Origin of the sequence: Phycicoccus jejuensis (genome assembly GCF_000720925.1) — a bacterium.
Classification (GTDB): Bacteria; Actinomycetota; Actinomycetes; order Actinomycetales; family Dermatophilaceae; genus Phycicoccus; species Phycicoccus jejuensis.
This window is the reverse complement of the sequence record NZ_JOEE01000003.1, coordinates 81,781-98,223: the sequence shown is the minus strand read 5'-3', so window position 1 is coordinate 98,223 and position 16,443 is coordinate 81,781. Positions and strand designations below refer to the sequence as shown.

11 protein-coding genes and 1 riboswitch are annotated in these 16,443 nt (G+C 74.7%); of the genes, 3 read left to right on the top strand and 8 right to left on the bottom strand.

Features of this window, described 5'->3' with window-relative positions:
- The first annotated feature begins 13 nt into the window (after positions 1-13).
- Together IG69_RS0106725 and IG69_RS0106720 are read left to right on the top strand one after the other, a co-directional pair.
- The gene (locus tag IG69_RS0106725) at positions 14-3,994 is read left to right on the top strand and encodes a type VII secretion protein EccC (protein WP_030527404.1); all 3,981 of its coding nucleotides are present in this window, start codon (positions 14-16) and stop codon (positions 3,992-3,994) included.
- A 14-nt stretch (positions 3,995-4,008) separates the two neighbouring features.
- Positions 4,009-4,761 (top strand): lysophospholipid acyltransferase family protein, encoded by a 753-nt coding sequence (locus tag IG69_RS0106720; RefSeq protein ID WP_030527403.1) that lies wholly within the window; start codon positions 4,009-4,011, stop codon positions 4,759-4,761.
- Positions 4,762-4,828: 67 nt separating this feature from the next.
- On the opposite strand, the gene IG69_RS0106715 is transcribed toward IG69_RS0106720, so the two are convergent.
- From IG69_RS0106715 to IG69_RS20050, 8 genes are all read right to left on the bottom strand, one after another.
- The gene (locus IG69_RS0106715) at positions 4,829-5,302 is read right to left on the bottom strand and encodes a VOC family protein (RefSeq protein ID WP_169742043.1); all 474 of its coding nucleotides are present in this window, start codon (positions 5,300-5,302) and stop codon (positions 4,829-4,831) included.
- A 146-nt stretch (positions 5,303-5,448) separates the two neighbouring features.
- Positions 5,449-5,697, bottom strand: a complete 249-nt coding sequence (locus tag IG69_RS0106710) for a hypothetical protein (protein ID WP_030527401.1) — start codon at positions 5,695-5,697, stop codon at positions 5,449-5,451.
- A 168-nt stretch (positions 5,698-5,865) separates the two neighbouring features.
- The gene (locus IG69_RS0106705) at positions 5,866-6,405 is read right to left on the bottom strand and encodes an NUDIX hydrolase family protein (RefSeq protein ID WP_030527400.1); all 540 of its coding nucleotides are present in this window, start codon (positions 6,403-6,405) and stop codon (positions 5,866-5,868) included.
- Positions 6,402-7,280 (bottom strand): ECF transporter S component, encoded by an 879-nt coding sequence (locus IG69_RS0106700; RefSeq protein WP_051750318.1) that lies wholly within the window; start codon positions 7,278-7,280, stop codon positions 6,402-6,404. The genes IG69_RS0106705 and IG69_RS0106700 overlap by 4 nt, the downstream gene beginning before the upstream one ends.
- Positions 7,277-8,920, bottom strand: coding sequence for an ABC transporter ATP-binding protein (locus IG69_RS0106695; protein ID WP_245616100.1), 1,644 nt, complete (start codon positions 8,918-8,920; stop codon positions 7,277-7,279). The genes IG69_RS0106700 and IG69_RS0106695 overlap by 4 nt, the downstream gene beginning before the upstream one ends.
- Positions 8,913-10,034 carry an energy-coupling factor transporter transmembrane component T gene (locus IG69_RS0106690; protein ID WP_036829358.1) on the bottom strand — a complete coding sequence of 374 codons (1,122 nt, stop codon included), beginning with the start codon at positions 10,032-10,034 and terminating at the stop codon, positions 8,913-8,915. The genes IG69_RS0106695 and IG69_RS0106690 overlap by 8 nt, the downstream gene beginning before the upstream one ends.
- A 21-nt stretch (positions 10,035-10,055) precedes the next feature.
- Positions 10,056-10,931 (bottom strand): hypothetical protein, encoded by an 876-nt coding sequence (locus tag IG69_RS22690; protein ID WP_036829356.1) that lies wholly within the window; start codon positions 10,929-10,931, stop codon positions 10,056-10,058.
- Complete coding sequence (locus IG69_RS20050; protein ID WP_051750317.1) at positions 10,931-12,559, bottom strand: prenyltransferase/squalene oxidase repeat-containing protein; 1,629 nt, start codon at positions 12,557-12,559, stop codon at positions 10,931-10,933. Before IG69_RS20050 ends, IG69_RS22690 begins: the two co-directional genes overlap by 1 nt.
- Before the next feature lie 110 nt (positions 12,560-12,669).
- Positions 12,670-12,742: riboswitch (cobalamin riboswitch) on the bottom strand.
- 313 nt (positions 12,743-13,055) lie between these two features.
- Here IG69_RS20050 and ileS point away from each other — a divergent pair.
- Positions 13,056-16,388: an isoleucine--tRNA ligase gene (gene ileS / locus IG69_RS0106675; protein ID WP_030527394.1), complete on the top strand. Its 3,333-nt coding sequence runs from the start codon at positions 13,056-13,058 to the stop codon at positions 16,386-16,388.
- Positions 16,389-16,443: the final 55 nt, after the last annotated feature.

Here is a 16,443-nt window from a genome sequence, read left to right as displayed (position 1 = left end):
GAGGGGAAGCAGGATGTCGGTGCCCGCACGCAGCGGCACGCGAGAGCAGGCACCGGAGGTCCCCACGGGACGTCTCGTGCTCCAGCCCCCTCCCGAGATCACCCCGTCCGAGGGCGCGAGCGGCCTGCTGATGCAGGCGGTGCCGATGCTCGGCTCGCTCGGCTCCATCGGCTTCGTGGCCCTGTCGCAGAACGGCGCCCGCGCCTGGCTGACCGCCGGGATGTTCCTCGTCGCCAGCGTCGGGTTTGTCCTCGCGAGCGGCCTGCGGCAGCGCCAGCAGCACGCCGCCGGCGTCCTCGCCGCGCGCCGCGAGTACCTCGCCTACCTGCAGGAGGTGCGCGGCACCATCCGCGACGCCGCCGCCCGCCAGCGCGAGGCGGCCCTGTGGGACTACCCGGACCCCGCGGCGCTCCCGGTCATCGCCGCGGAGGGCACGCGCGTCTGGGAGCGGCAGGTCTCCGACGTCGACTTCCTCCAGGTGCGGATGGGCACGACGTCGCAGCCGCTCTGCCTCGAGCTCGAGCCGCCGGAGACCCCGCCGCTGGCCCAGCTCGACCCCGTCGCCGCCTCGGCGCTGCACCGCCTCCTCTCGACCCACCGCGTCCAGCCCGGCCTGCCGGCCTCCGCAGCGCTGCGGGCGTGGCCGCACGTCGAGGTGACGGGCGACGCCGACCCCGCGCGCTCGCTGGCCCGCTCGCTCGTCCTCCAGGCCGCGATGCAGCACGCCCCCGAGGACCTCGTCGTCGCCGCCCTCGTCTCGCGCGAGGCGCGCGCCGAGTGGGAGTGGCTCAAGTGGCTGCCGCACGCCCTCAGCCCCCGCGAGCACGACGCGGTCGGGCCGGTGCGGCTCGTCGGCGAGTCGGTGCACGACCTCCTGCCGCTGCTGCCCCAGGAGATCGTCGAGCGTCCGCGCTTCGGCCCGAGCGAGCGCGGCGCGCTGCCGCACGTCCTGCTCGTCGTCGACGGCGGGCACGTGCCGCCGGGCAACCCGGTCGTCACGCCGGACGGCGTCCTCGGTGTCACCGTCCTCGACCTGCCGGAGCAGTGGGGCGAGCTCGACTCGGGGACGACGCTGCGCCTCGCCGTCGGCCCGCGCACGACGAGCGGCCCGCGCGCCGGCACCGCACCGCTCGAGGTCATCAGCCTCGCCCGCGGGGTGGCCCACGGGGTCGCCGACCAGCTCTCGACCACCCGCGCCGAGGCCGCGGCCCGCCGCCTCGCGCCGCGGTACACCGCCGACGAGCCCGAGGCGCGCGACGCCCTGAGCGCCTCCACCGAGCTCGTCGACCTCCTCGGCACCGGCGACGTCCGCGACTTCGACGTCGACACCGCGTGGCGTGCGCGACTCCAGCGCGACCGCCTCCGCGTGCCGATCGGCGTCGACGAGAAGGGCCTTCCCGTCGCGCTCGACATCAAGGAGTCGGCGCAGCAGGGCATGGGCCCCCACGGCCTCGTCATCGGCGCCACCGGCTCCGGCAAGTCCGAGCTGCTGCGCACCCTCGTGCTCGCGCTCGCGATGACGCACTCGCCGGAGTCGCTCAACTTCGTCCTCGTCGACTTCAAGGGTGGGGCGACGTTCGCCGGGATGGCCGACATGCCGCACGTCTCGGCCGTCATCACCAACCTCGGCCAGGAGCTGACGCTCGTCGAGCGCATGCAGGACGCGCTCCAGGGCGAGATGACCCGCCGCCAGGAGCTCCTGCGCTCGGCCGGCAACTTCGCCAACGTCACCGACTACGAGCGCGCCCGGGCCGGCGGCGCCGACCTCGAGCCGCTGCCGGCGCTGCTCATCGTCGCCGACGAGTTCTCCGAGCTGCTCGCCGCCAAGCCCGAGTTCGCCGACCTCTTCGTCGCCATCGGCCGCCTCGGCCGCTCGCTCTCGATGCACCTGCTGCTCTCGTCGCAGCGCCTCGAGGAGGGCCGCCTGCGCGGGCTCGAGTCCCACCTGTCCTACCGGATCGGCCTGCGCACCTTCTCGGCCGGCGAGTCCCGCACCGTCATCGGCGTGCCCGACGCCTACGAGCTGCCGCCGGTCCCCGGGCTCGGCTACCTCAAGCCGGACCAGACGACGCTGACGAAGTTCAAGGCCGCGTACGTCTCCGGCCCGCCGAAGGGCCGCCGGCGCCGCGCCGCGAGCGAGCCCGGCGGTGGCGGCCCGTCCGAGATCCTCCCGTACACCCTCGCCCCGGTCGCGGCCCGACGGCGCGCACCGGTCGAGCCCGCGGCTCCGGCGCCCCAGGAGGCCGCCGAGGAGCGCGCGGTCTTCGACATCGCCGTCTCGCGGATGAAGGGCCACGGCCGCCCCGCCCACCAGGTGTGGCTGCCGCCGCTCGACGTCCCGAACTCGATGGACCAGCTCTTCGGCGACCTGCGCGAGGACCCGGCGCTCGGGCTCACGAGCCCGTCGTGGCGGGCGCGCGGCGACTACGTCCTGCCCGTCGGCATCGTCGACCGGCCGCTCGAGCAGCGCCGCGAGCTGTTCGTCCTGCGCCTCGGCGGGGCCGGCGGCCACGTCGCCGTCGTCGGCGGACCGCGCTCCGGCCGCTCGACGTTCGCCCGCACGCTCGTCACGGCCATCGCCCTGACGACGACCCCGCTCGAGAGCCAGGTCTACGTCCTCGACTTCGGCGGCGGCACGTTCACGCCGATGGCCAAGCTCGCCCACGTCGCGGGCGTGGCCAACCGCAGCGAGCCCGAGGTCGTCCGCCGGCTCGTCGCCGAGATCCGGGGGATCGTCGACGCACGCGAGGCCTACTTCCGCGCCAACGGCATCGACTCGATCGAGACCTACCGCCGGCGCCGGGCCGAGGGCCGGGTCGACGACGGCTACGGCGACGTCTTCCTCGTCGTCGACGGCTGGCCCACCGTGCGCGCCGAGTTCGACGAGCTCGAGGGGCAGATCACCGAGCTCGCCGGCCGCGGCCTGACCTTCGGCGTCCACGTCGTCCTCACGACCTCGCGCTGGATGGACTTCCGCAACCAGATCCGCGACGTCCTCGGCACCCGCGTCGAGCTGCGCCTCGGCGACCCGACCGACTCCGAGGTCGACCGGCGCGTCGCCGCCAACGTCCCCAAGGGGCGCCCCGGCCGCGGCCTGACGATGACCAAGCACCACTTCCTCGGCGGCATCCCGCGGATCGACGACCGCGGCAGTGTTGACGACCTCGGCGACGGCGTCGAGGACCTCGTCACGCGCGTCAACGCGGCCTGGCAGGGCCCGCGCGGCCCCAAGCTGCGCCTGCTGCCCGAGGAGATCACGCTCGACGCCGTCCGCGAGCTCGCCGGCCCCGACGACCGCCGGCTGCTGCTCGGCGTCGACGAGGCCAACCTCGCCCCGATCGGCCTCGACCTCGCCGAGGAGCCGCACCTCTACCTCCTCGGGGACGGCGACAGCGGCAAGACCGCGTTCCTGCGCACCGTGGCCCACGAGGTGGCGCGCCTGCACACCCCGGACGAGGCGAAGCTCTTCGTCGTCGACTACCGGCGTGGCCTGCTCGGCGAGCTGCCCGAGGCGCACGTCGGCGAGTACCTGACGACCGAGGAGCAGACCGTCGGGGCGGTCGAGGGCATCACGGAGTTCCTCCGCACCCGCCTGCCCGGCCCGGACGTGACCCCCGAGCAGCTGCGGGCTCGCTCGTGGTGGAGCGGCGCCGAGGTCTACTTCCTCGTCGACGACTACGACCTCGTCGTCACCTCGTCCGGCTCGCCGCTGCGGCCGCTCGTGCCCCTGCTCGCGCAGGCCGGTGACGTGGGTCTTCACCTCGTCGTCACCCGGCGCAGCGGTGGCGCCTCGCGGGCGCTCTTCGAGCCGGTGCTCCAGAGCATCCGCGACCTCGGCAGCCCCGGCATCCTGCTCTCGGGCAGCCCGGACGAGGGGATGCTCATCGGCCGCGTCAAGGCGTCGCCGCAGCCGCCCGGCCGCGCGCGCATCGTCTCGCGGGACCTCGGCGACCAGGTGTTCCAGACCGCGTGGCAGCCTCCTCGTCACCGCTGACCTAGGCTGCCCGCATGGAGCCCGTGTACCGCCCCGTCATCCACGCGGCCAAGACCCTGTTCTTTCTCCAGGGCACCCGCTTCACCATCACCGGTGAGGAGAACGTGCCACGCACCGGTGGCGCCGTCATGGCGATCAACCACACGTCCTACCTCGACTTCATGTACGCCGGCCTGCCGGCGTGGCCCCACCGCCGCTACGTGCGGTTCATGGCCAAGAAGTCGATCTTCGTCCACGGTGTCGCGGGGCCGCTCATGCGCGGGATGCACCACATCCCCGTCGACCGGCACAAGGGCGGCGAGGCGTTCCGGCTCGCCGTCGCCGCGCTCAAGGCCGGCGAGATCGTCGGCGTCTTCCCCGAGGCGACGATGTCGCGTTCCTTCGAGCTCAAGGAGTTCAAGCCGGGCGCGGTGAAGATGGCGCAGGTCGCCGGCGTGCCGGTCCTGCCGACGACGATCTGGGGCGGGCACCGGGTCTGGACCAAGGACCACCCCAAGCGGATGGGCCGGGCCAACATCCCCGTGCACATCGCGGTGGGGGAGCCGATCGTCCTCGAGCGCCGTGAGGACGTCACCGCGGCGACCGCGCGGGTCAAGGCGGCGATGCAGGCGCAGCTCGACGTGCAGCAGGCGGCCTACCCGGCGCTGACCGGCGACGAGCTCGTCTACCTGCCGGCGCGCCTCGGCGGCACGGCGCCGACGCTCGAGGCCTCGCACGAGGCCGACGAGCAGGACATGCGCCGCACCCGCGACAAGTTCACCGGCTGACCCCGGCTGCGCGCAGAAGGTCCCGCCGCACCCGGATGCTGTGCGGCGTCGCGGAAGGTCCTGCGCGTCAGCCGGTGCCGAGCAGGCGGGCCGCCAGGGCGGCCACCTCGTCGTCGGTGACCTCGCGCGTCGCGACGTCGGCGAGGACCGCGGCGTACTCCGCGGTCGGGGCCTGGAGCTCGAGGGCGATGCCGTCCGGGTCCCGGAAGTTCAGGTGGTACCCGAGCGGCATGTCCTGGATCGGGCTGTGCGGCACGCCCGCCGCCTCGAGCCTGGCCTGCCACTCGACGAGCTCGTCGCGGTCGGCCGCGGCGAGCCCGAGGTGGTCCAACCCGGTCACCAGCTCGCTGAACCGCGCCCGGGTGCTCTCGGGGTGACGCACCAGAGCGAGGACGAAACCGGTGCGCTGGTCGATGAGGATGCGCGCGTAGCCGGTGTCGAGGATTCGACGCAGCCCCAGCACCTGCGTGTAGAAACGCTCGCTCACGTCGAGGTCGGTGACGCTCAGCGACACGTGGTTGAGCCCGGAGAACTGCGGCACGACGACCACTGTGGGCGCAGCCGGGCGCGTCGGTCAAGATCCCACCGACCCGTCGCGCACCGACCGGTCGTCACGCAGGAGGTTCCGCGGCTCCCGGACGTTTACCGGCGGCGCGGGAGGTCCTGCGTGTGCGAGTGTCCGGGACGTCAGCCGGGGCCGGTCGGGGCGCGCGTGACCAGCCCTGCGAGCAGGCCGACGACGAGACCGAGCACCGTCGAGGGCGCCCCCACCTCGAGGACGGCGAACCAGGCGGTCGGCGGGTAGGCCAGCAGCCCCAGGACCAGTCCCACCGCGGCGCCCAGCAGCCCGAGGCCGATGGCGCCGGCCACGGCCAGGCGGACCGGCCGCGGCAGCGCCCCGACGGCGAGCGCCGTCTCCGTCGCGTGCCGGGTCATGGGCCCAGTGCGGACTGCGCCGGGCAGGAGCGGAAGACCGATGGCGAAGGACCGGAATCCCGCGCCCGAGCATCCGCGCCGTCACGGTGACGACGCGGAACCTCCACAGGGACGCGGATGCATCCCCGTCCCGCCGGAGCAACCGCGCCGCGGGTGTGACCCAGCGGGTCAGACGGAGTGGCCGAGGTGGGCGAGCGCCTGCCGCAGGAGGACGCCGTGGCCGCGGTCCATCTCGGCCTGCACGCCCGGGTCGAGCGCCTGCGCCGGGGTCAGCCACGTGAGGTCGAGCGCGTCGTTCTGCGGGGCGCAGTCGCCGGCCACGGGCACGACGAACGCGAGCGAGACCGCGTGCTGGCGCGGGTCGTGGAAGGGCGTGACCCCGGGCGTCGGGAAGTACTCGGCCACCGTGAACGGCTGGGGAGCCACCGGGATGCGCGGCAGGGCCACCGGGCCGAGGTCCTTCTCGATGTGGCGCAGCAGCGCGTCGCGGATGCGCTCGTGGTGCAGGACACGGCCCGAGACGAGCTCGCGGCAGACGCGGCCCTCGTCGTCGAGGCGCAGCAGCACGCCGAGGGCGGTGACCTCGCCGCGGTCGTCGACCCGCACGGGCACGGCGTCGACGTAGAGGATCGGCAGCTTCTCGCGCGCCGAGTCGAGCTCCTCGCGGCTCAGCCAGGCGGGGTCGCGGTCGAGCTCGAGGGGGTTCATGGAGGCGATTGTGCCAACTCTCCCGGCGCCCGCGACCGGGGGCTCGCCGGGGCGTCGGCGTCGCCCGCCTCCTCGAACGCCACGGGCGCCTCGAACGCGGCCCGCCGGGCGGCCCGGCGCAGCGCCCCGAGCACCGGCCGGGCGGTGACCGAGACGAGGATGACGTTGGTCAGGGCGCGCCCGAGGTCCCAGCCGAGGCTCGTCGCGAGGCTGAAGACGACGAACCGGTGGAGGTTCTCCAGCAGGGGCGCCCCCGCGACGAACGACAGCCCCCCACCGGTGCCGGTCGAGAACGGCCAGAACGACAGGTTGAGCAGGAACCCGTAGGCGAGGCCGGCGAGCGCCCCGTAGCCCGCGAGCAGGACCACCTCGGCCTTGCCGCGCGCCCGCGGCAGGAGGCCGGCGCCCATCCCGACCCACGCGGCGCCGAGCATCTGGAAGGGCAGCCACGGGCCGACGCCGCCGGTGATGAGGGCCGACGCGAAGAGCGTGACCGCGCCCTGGACGAACCCGAACCCGGCGCCGAAGACGCGCCCGCCGAGGACGAGCAGGAAGAAGACGGTCTCGAGCCCGGCGGTGCCGGCACCGAGCGGACGCAGGGCGGCGCCGACGGCCGAGAGCACCCCGAGCATCGCCACCGCCTTGACGTCCATCCCGCCCTCGGCGATCTCGGCGAGGACGACCGCGAGCAGCAGCGGCAGGACGAGGGCGAAGACGAGCGGGGCGTCGGCCGAGTGGGCCAGGCCCGAGGACGGGTCGACGAGCAGCGGCCAGCCGAACGCGACGAGGCCGGCGAGGCTGACGAGCGCGACCGCCACGGTCGAGCGCGGCCGCATCCGGATGGCGCGCCCGGGGCGGGCGTCGGCCGCGCTCACCGGGCACCCGCCGGGAGCGCGGTCCGGACGGCGTCGACGGTCAGCCACGGACCCGGGCGCAGGACCTTGGCGACCTGCGGCGCGAACGCGGGGGAGGAGACGACGACCTCGGCGGTCGGGCCGTCGGCGACGACCTCGCCGGCGGCCATGACGACGACCCGGTCGGCGACCTCGGCGACGAACTCGACGTCGTGGGTCGCGACGACGACGGCCCGGCCGCGGGCGGCGAGGTCGCGCAGGGTGGTCGTCAGGGCGGCCTTCGCGGTGGGGTCGAGGCCGCGCGTCGGCTCGTCGAGGAGCAGCACGGGCGGGTCGGCCGTCAGCTGCACGGCGAGCACGAGGGCGAGCTTCTGCCCCTCGGAGAGGTCGCGCGGGTGCCGGTCGGCCGGGATGCCCGGGGCCAGCCGGGCAAGGAGCCCGGCGCACGTCCCCGCGGGGACGGAGCTCTCACGGTCGGCCTGCGTGCACTCCCCGCCGACGGTGTCGAGGTAGAGCAGGTCCGTCGCGGTCTGCGGCACGAGCCCGACGACGGCCCGCCGGCGGGCCGGCGAGAGCTCGGACGGCTCGACGGGGGCGCCCGAGGGACGGGCCACCTCGACCCGGCCCGACGTCGGCCGCGTCGAGCCCTGGAGGGCCCACAGCAGGCTCGACTTGCCCGAGCCGTTGCGCCCCATGAGGGCGGTGACCTCGCCCGCGGCCAGGCCGAGGTCTACCCCGGCGACGGCGATGACGTCGCCCGGGTGGCGCACGACGACTCCGGCGGCGCGCAGGACGGGGGCCCCGCCCGGGCGTTCCTCGACCGCAGGGTCCGGCGCGTCGGCCAGCTCCGCCCGCAGGCCCCGGGAGGCCCGCCGGGCGTCGCGCACCGACAGGGGCAGCGGGCGCCATCCGGCCCAGCGGCCGAGCTCGACGACGGGCGAGGCGATGTCGCTCCACCGCATGACCTCGGCCGGCTCGCCGTCGCGCACGACCCCGCCGGCGCCGACGTGCAGCACGCGGTCGGCGTAGTGGAGCACCCGCTCGACCCGGTGCTCGGCGACGACGACCGTGACCGCGAGGTCGTGGACGAGCCGGGTGATCGTCGCGAGCACCTCCTCGGCGCCGGTGGGGTCGAGGGCCGAGGTCGGCTCGTCGAGGAGGATGACGCGCGGGTGGGCGGTCAGCACCGAGCCGATGGCGACCCGCTGCTGCTGCCCGCCGGAGAGCTCGCGCAGGTTCGCGCCGCGCAGCTCGGGGATGCCGAGGACGTCGAGCGTCTCCTCGACGCGCTTGCGCATCGTCGTCGCCGAGAGGCCGAGCTGCTCCATGCCGTAGGCGAGCTCCTCCTCGACGGTGTCGGTGACGAAGCCGGCGAGCGGGTCCTGGCCGACGACCCCGACGAGGTCGGCGAGGTCGCGCGGTCGGTGCTCGCGGGTGTCGCGGCCGTGGAGCAGCACGCGCCCGCGCAGGGTGCCGCCGGTGAAGTGCGGCACGCGCCCGCACATCGCGCCGAGCAGGGTCGACTTGCCCGAGCCGGTCCGCCCGACGACGAGCGCGAGCTCGCCCTCCTCGACGACGAGGTCGACGTCGCGCAGGACGGGGGCGTCGGCGCCGGCGGGGGTCACCGAGACCGACTCGAGGACGATGGCCTGGTCAGACACCGGCCACCTCCCGGGCACCGCGCTCGGGCACGCGCGACGGCGGGCGCGGCGGCTCGGGGGTGAGGAACGCCGGGAGGGCGGCGACGAGCAGCCCGACGACGGCGAGCAGGGGGAGCGGGGGGACGCCCAGCGGCTCGAGCGGCATGGCCAGGGCGTCCGGGGTGGTGCGGCCGACGACGGTGAGCACGGCAGCAGGCACGACGCCGCAGGCGACGGTCAGCCACTCGGGGCCGCCCCAGGTGTCGGGTCGGTAGGTGGTGGTGCGCACGTGGCGGCCGCCGAGCCAGAGGCCGGTCAGCGCGAGACCGAGGCCGACGACGAGCGACGGGGTGCCCATGAGCGTCGGGGTCGAGGCGTCGAGGACGCCGTAGAGGCCGACGGCGGTGAGCAGCAGCCCGAGGAGGGTGACCGCTCCCGTCACGAGGCGCTGCCGTGGGGCGGCGGTGCCGCTGCGGCCGTAGCCGCGCGAGTCCATCGCGGCGGCCAGCAGCAGGGATCGCTCGAGGGTGTCCTCGAGCACCGGCAGGGCGATGGCGGGGACGGCCCGGATGCCCTTGCGCGTCTCACCGCGCAGGTCGCGGGCGCGCCGTACCCGCTGCACCGACTCCGCGAGCTGCGGTGCGACGGAGACCGACACGACGACCGCGGCGCCGACCTCGTGCAGGGCGGTGGGCAGGCTGCGCAGCAGGCGCTTGGGGTTGGCGAGGGCGTTGGCCGCCCCGATGCACGCGATGATGACGGCGAGCCGCAGGCCCAGCGTCGCGGCGCCGAGCAGCCCCTCGAGGTAGACGTCGCCGCCGACCTGGATGCCCGCCGCCCACGACGGCAGCGTCGCCTCGGGCAGCGGGAGCACGCGGAGGGTGCCGAACTTCAGCCCCACGGCGACGTGGAGGACCACGCGCACGACGATGATCGCCAGCCCGAGCCACAGGTAGAGCCGGAAGGCCCGGGCCCACGGCGAGGACCCACGGCGGGCCGAGACCACGAGGGCCGCGACGGCGAGCGCGAGGAGCAGCAGCAGCGGGTTGGTCACCGCGCTGACGGCCACGGCGAGCCCGATCGCCCATCCCCACCAGGCGCCCGGGTGGACGGCGCGGGGGAGCGATCGGGTCACCGTGGCATCATCCCAGCCGGCTCAGGACGCGCGACGGCGCGAGACCCACACGGCGCCGCCGCCGACGAGCAGGACGAGCGCCGCGCCCACGGCGAGCGTGCCGAGGCCGCCGCCGTCGGAGGCCTCGGCGCTGGTCGGCGCCGCGGCGAGGCTCGGGGCGTCGGACGGGTCGCTGCCGGGGGTCGCGGCCGCGGTCGCCGAGGGGGAGGCCGACGTCGTCGGTGCGCCGGTGGGGGTCGCCGACGCCGAGGGGGCCTTCGTCGCCGAGGGCTTCTTCGCCGTCGAGGACGACGCCGACGGGGACGCGCCCTCCGTGGTCGAGGAGCCCGAGGTCGCCGACGAGCCCGACGTCGTGCGCGGCGCGCTCGTGGTCTTCCGCGGGGTGGAGGTGGGCTTGCTGGTCTTCTTCGGCGTGGAGGTCGGCTTCGGGGTCGACGTCGCCGTCTTCGCGGGCGGGGCCGTGCCGGGGGCGCCGCCGGAGCCGAACTTCCAGCCCTCGACGCTGCCCGGCTTCGGGTCGTAGGAGCCCGCGCCGAGGCTGCTGTAGCTCCACGAGCCCCCGCGCGAGGCGTGGAAGTACGCCCAGTACGCCGAGGCGGGCGGGGTGTTGACGCACCCGGCCGAGCTCGGGGCGCCGTTGATCCGGCAGACGAAGCCCGGCTGCCGCTGGACCTGGGTGACGGAGAAGCCGGCCTTGGCGAGGGCGTCGAGGCCGCTCGTCGGGTCCCCCGGGGCGCAGGCCACGGTCGTCGAGGAGCCGAAGTCGACGACGACGGTGACACCGGTCGTGCCGGAGCACGCGGCGGCCGACGCCGGGGCCGCCGCCGCGACGACCCCGGCGGTGGCCAGGGACGCCGCGGCGGTGACCGCGAGGAGGCGGGCGAGGAGGCGACGCATCAGGCGTGCGCCCCCCGACGGCCGCGCGAGAGGGCGACGGCGACGCCGCCGAGGACGAGCAGGACGAGCCCGACGAGCACCGGGGTGAGCGGCTCGGACCCGGTCTGGGCCAGCGACCCGGTCGGCCCCGCCGCGACCGGGTCGGTGGTCGAACCGCCACCGGAGCCCGCGGTGCCGGTCGGGTCGCTCGTGGAGCCACCCGTCGAGGTCGGGGCGGAGGTGGAGGTGGCGGACCCGGACGGGCTGGCCGTCGGCGAGGCCGACGCGCAGGCGAGGTCCGGGGCCTCGGCGTCCGCGCCGCGGGCGGTCACCGAGCCGAGCGGGGTGCCGGCGAGGGCGAGGAGCGCCTGCGAGGTGGAGCGGCGGTCCTGGTCGCCCGGGGTGGCGTCCTGGCCCGCGGTGCGCTGCGCGTCGTAGGCGGCCTGGTCGTAGGCGATGCCACCGCGCAGGGCCGTGGGGAAGGTGCAGCCGTACTGCAGGCCGGTCAGGTAGCCGACGGCGGCACGGGCCTGCGCGGAGCGGCCCCCGGCGAGGAAGGCCTGGCCGGCGAGCCCGGTGCTGTTGGCGTTGACCGCGGCGGTCGGGCCGGCACCGCCGACGGCGCCGTCGGCGTTCTGGCGGCCGGCGAGGTAGTCCAGGGCGTCGGACACGGCCGAGGACGCGCCACCGACCGCCACGAGGGCCTGGACGGCCATCGCCGTCGCGTCGGGGTCGGCGTTCGCGGCGTCGGTGCACCCGGCGTCGGTCATGTCGAGGGCGAACCCGCCACCCGGGCACTGCTGCGCGAGAAGGTAGGCGCGCGCGTCGGCGCTGACGGTGGCGCCCGCACGGTGCAGGCCGATCAGCGCGAAGGACTGCCCGAAGACGTTCGAGTAGTCACCCCACGGCGACTGGTCGGCGAAGCGGCCCTGGGCGTTCTCCAGGCCCTCGAGCGTGTCAACGAGGTCCCAGCCGCCGAAGGCGGTCGGGTCGACGCCCTGGGCGACCGCGACGTTGAGCAGCTTGGCGACCGAGCCGGCGTAGACGTCGTCGACGGTCGTCGGGTCGCCGTCGTCGTAGCTGGCGTAGTTCTTGACGTTGTCGGCGAGGTACTGGGTCGCCAGGGTCGCCTCGTCCTGGCCGGTGCCGGCGGCCGCGAGGGCGAGCACCGCGTCGGCGGTCACGCCGTAGTCGGCGTACAGCGTCCCGGCCACGTCGACGGAGAAGTGGTGCCCGCCGTCGCGCAGCTGCTCCTCGAGGTAGTTGGCGCCGACGAGCACGGGGTTCGTGGAGGTGGCGGGACCCTGAGCGGCCGCGACGCCGTAGCGGCGGGCGTCTCCACCGGGGACGAGACCGGTCGGGGCCTCGTCGGTGGGGGAGGCCGAGGGCTTCGGCGAGGCGGGCGTCGTGGCCGACGGGCTCGGCTCGGCGGTCGCGGTGGCCGAGGGGCTCGGCTCGGCGGTCTCCGAGGGACTCGGCGACGCGGAGGCGTCCGGCGTCGTGGTCGCCGACGGCGAGCTCGTGGCGGTGGCGGACGGGGAGGGCGACGCGTCGTCGGCGTGCGCCACGGCGGGCGCGCCGACGAGCGCTGCGGAGAGCAGCAGGGCCCCGAGCGCGCGGGCGCCGGGACGGAGCGTGGTGGGGGACATGGGGCCTTCCTGAGCGGTTCGTGACGAACGCCCGACCCACCGGGACACCCCGGCAACCGGGCTCCGTCCCGCATTCCTCGACGGGTGTGATGGAGCCGCTCGCGCCCGCCGGGCATTCCGACTCGCCACCCTCGCGGGTGACCTACGGCTGCGGGACAGTGCCGGACTTCGACCGGCTTCCCCCAGGCGGGTGCGTGTGGTGTCGCGCTCACGTGCGACGCGGTGAGCCTACCCCCACGGGACGTCGGTGGGTACCACGCACCCGGCCCCGGTATCATCGGGCCCACAGGCGCTCGAGCCGTCATCAGCGGTAAGCCTCCGGAAGAACGGGACGCGAGTCCTCACTAGACCCGGACGTCGGGGTCACGTCACGACCTGGTGCAAGAGCGGTCGCCCTCCGGGGCGGCAAGCGAGGTGGTACCGCGGTGGTGCCCGGTCAGCAGCCGGAGCCGTCGTCCTCGACCCCACGAGTCGACGACCCGCAGGAGCAGCCCCGATGACCTACCCCAAGGTGTCCACCACCGGCGACCACACCGGTGCGGCCTTCGGCGTCCCCGCCAGCCCGCGCCTCCCGGAGGTCGAGGAGGCGGTGCTCGCGCACTGGGCGGCCGACGACACCTTCCGGGCCTCGGTCGAGCAGCGCGACGCGGGGGAGCGCGGCGAGAACGAGTTCGTCTTCTACGACGGCCCGCCCTTCGCCAACGGCCTCCCGCACTACGGCCACCTCCTGACCGGCTACGTCAAGGACGTCGTCCCGCGCTACCAGACGATGAAGGGCAAGCGCGTCGAGCGGCGCTTCGGCTGGGACACCCACGGCCTCCCGGCCGAGCTCGAGGCGATGCGCCTCAACGGCATCAAGACGACCGACGAGATCCTCGAGCTGGGCATCGAGAAGTTCAACGCGGCCTGCCGCGAGTCGGTCATGAAGTACACCGGCGAGTGGCGCGACTACGTGACCCGTCAGGCGCGCTGGGTCGACTTCGACCACGACTACCGCACGATGAACGCCGACTACATGGAGTCGGTCATCTGGGCCTTCAAGTCCCTGTACGACAAGGGCTACGTCTACGAGGGCTTCCGCGTCCTGCCGTACTGCTGGAACGACGAGACGCCGCTGTCCAACCACGAGCTGCGGATGGACGACGAGGTCTACCAGAACCGGCAGGACCCGTCGGTCACCGTCGGCTACCTCCTCGACGACACCGGCGCCGACCCGGTCCTCGACGGCGCGCACCTGCTCGTCTGGACGACGACGCCGTGGACGCTGCCGAGCAACCTCGCGGCGATGGTCGGCTCCGACATCGAGTACGTGGTCGTCGAGGCGCCCGTCCCCGGCACCGACCGCACGTCCCGCTACGTCCTCGCCGAGGCGCGGCTGGAGGCGTACAAGCGCGAGCTCGCCTCCGCCGAGGGCGAGTTCACCGTCGTCGGCCGCTACCAGGGTGCCGACCTCGTGGGCCGTACGTACACCCCGCCGTTCAGCTACTACGCCGGCCACGCCAACGCCTTCCGCATCGTCGCGGCCGACGACGCCGTGACGACCACCGACGGCACCGGCGTCGTCCACACCGCCGGCGCCTTCGGTGAGGTCGACAAGGAGGTGACCGACCGCGAGGGCATCGAGGCGGTCATGCCGGTCGGCAAGGACGGCCGCTTCACCGCGCCGGTCACCGACTACGAGGGCATCCAGGTCTTCGACGCGAACGCGCTCGTCATCGACCACCTCAAGGCCGCGACCCGCGGCGAGGGCGCGACCGGTGCGGTCTCGCCCGGCACGGTGCTGCTGCGCCGCGAGTCCTACGACCACAGCTACCCGCACTGCTGGCGCTGCCGCGAGCCCCTCATCTACAAGGGCGTGGAGTCGTGGTTCGTCGAGGTCACCGCTGTCAAGGAGCGGATGGTCGAGCTCAACCAGCAGATCACCTGGACCCCCGAGCACGTCAAGGACGGCCAGTTCGGCAAGTGGCTCGAGAACGCGCGCGACTGGTCCATCACGCGGAACCGGTTCTGGGGCAGCCCGGTCCCGGTCTGGAAGTCGGACGACCCGGCGTACCCGCGGATCGACGTCTACGGCTCGTTCGAGGAGCTCGAGCGCGACTTCGGCGACCTCCCGCGTGACCGCGACGGCAACCCCGACCTGCACCGCCCGTTCGTCGACGAGCTGACCCGGCCCAACCCCGACGACCCGACGGGCCGCTCGACGATGCGCCGCGTCGAGGACGTCCTCGACGTCTGGTTCGACTCCGGCTCGATGTCGTACGCGCAGGTGCACTACCCGTTCGAGAACGCGGACTGGTTCGCGGGCACCGAGACCGAGGACGCGCACTTCCCGGCCGACTTCATCGTCGAGTACATCGGGCAGACGCGCGGCTGGTTCTACACGCTGCACGTCCTCGCGACGGCGCTGTTCGACCGGCCGGCGTTCCGCTCGTGCATCAGCCACGGCATCGTCCTCGGCAACGACGGCCAGAAGATGAGCAAGTCGCTGCGCAACTACCCGGACGTGCGCGAGGTCTTCGACCGCGACGGCGCCGACGCGATGCGCTGGTTCCTCATGTCGAGCCCGATCCTGCGCGGCGGCAACCTCGTCGTCACCGAGGAGGGCATCCGCGAGGGCGTCCGGCAGGTCATTCTCCCGCTCTGGAACGTCTGGTACTTCTTCTCGCTCTACGCCAACGCGGCGAACGGCGGCGTGGGGTACGAGGCGCGTTGGTCGACGGCGTCCACGGACCCGCTCGACCGCTACCTGCTCGCCAAGCTGCACGACCTCGTCGGCACCGTGGAGGCGCAGATGGACGCCTCCGACGTCCCCGGCGCGAGCGAGTCGGTCCGGCAGTTCGTCGACGTGCTGACCAACTGGTACATCCGGCGGTCGCGAGAGCGGTTCTGGGACACCGGGTCCGGCGACTCCGCAGCCGCGGAGCAGGCGTTCGACACGCTCTACACGGCGCTCGAGGTCCTCACCCGCGTGGCGGCGCCGCTCCTGCCGCTCGTCACCGAGGAGGTCTGGCGCGGGCTGACCGGCGGCCGCTCGGTGCACCTCGCCGACTGGCCCGCCGCGGCCGACCTGCCGGCCGACGACGCGCTCGTCGCCGCGATGGACCAGGTGCGCGCGGTCTGCTCGACCGGCTCGTCGCTGCGCAAGGCCGAGGGCCTGCGCGTCCGCCTGCCGCTGCGCGAGCTGACCGTCGTGACGGCCGACCCGGAGGGCTTCGCGCCGTTCACGGCCATCGTCCGGGACGAGCTGAACGTCAAGGGCGTGACGGTCCTCGACGTGGCCGAGGCGCACGAGTCCGACTTCGGCATCTCGCAGCGCCTCACGGTCAACGCGCGCGCGGCCGGACCGCGCCTCGGCCGCGACGTGCAGACCGCCATCAAGGGCTCGAAGTCCGGCGACTGGTCGGTCGCCGACGACGGCACCGTCACCTCCGGCGGGCTGGCGCTCGTCGAGGGCGAGTACACGCTCGAGACGGTCGTCGAGGGCGGCGCCGGCGGCTCGCTGGCGACGGCGATGCTGCCCGGCGGCGGCTTCGTCGTCCTCGACACCGAGGTGACGCCCGAGCTCGCCCGCGAGGGCATCGCGCGCGACCTCGTGCGCGCCGTGCAGCAGGCTCGCAAGGACGCCGGGCTCGAGGTGTCGGACCGCATCCTCCTCGAGGTGTCGGGCGACCCCGAGGTCGACGCCGCGGTCGAGGCCCACGGCGCGCTCGTCGCGGGCGAGACGCTGGCCGAGCGGGTCGACGCGCTCGACTCGCCCGACGGCGAGCGGGTCGTGGTCGTCACGGTCGGCGACGGCCACACGGCGCACGTGCGGGTCACCCGCCGGTGACCCTGCCGGCCGGCCGCTTCCCCACGGGTCCCACGCGTATCGGGTCACCCGATAC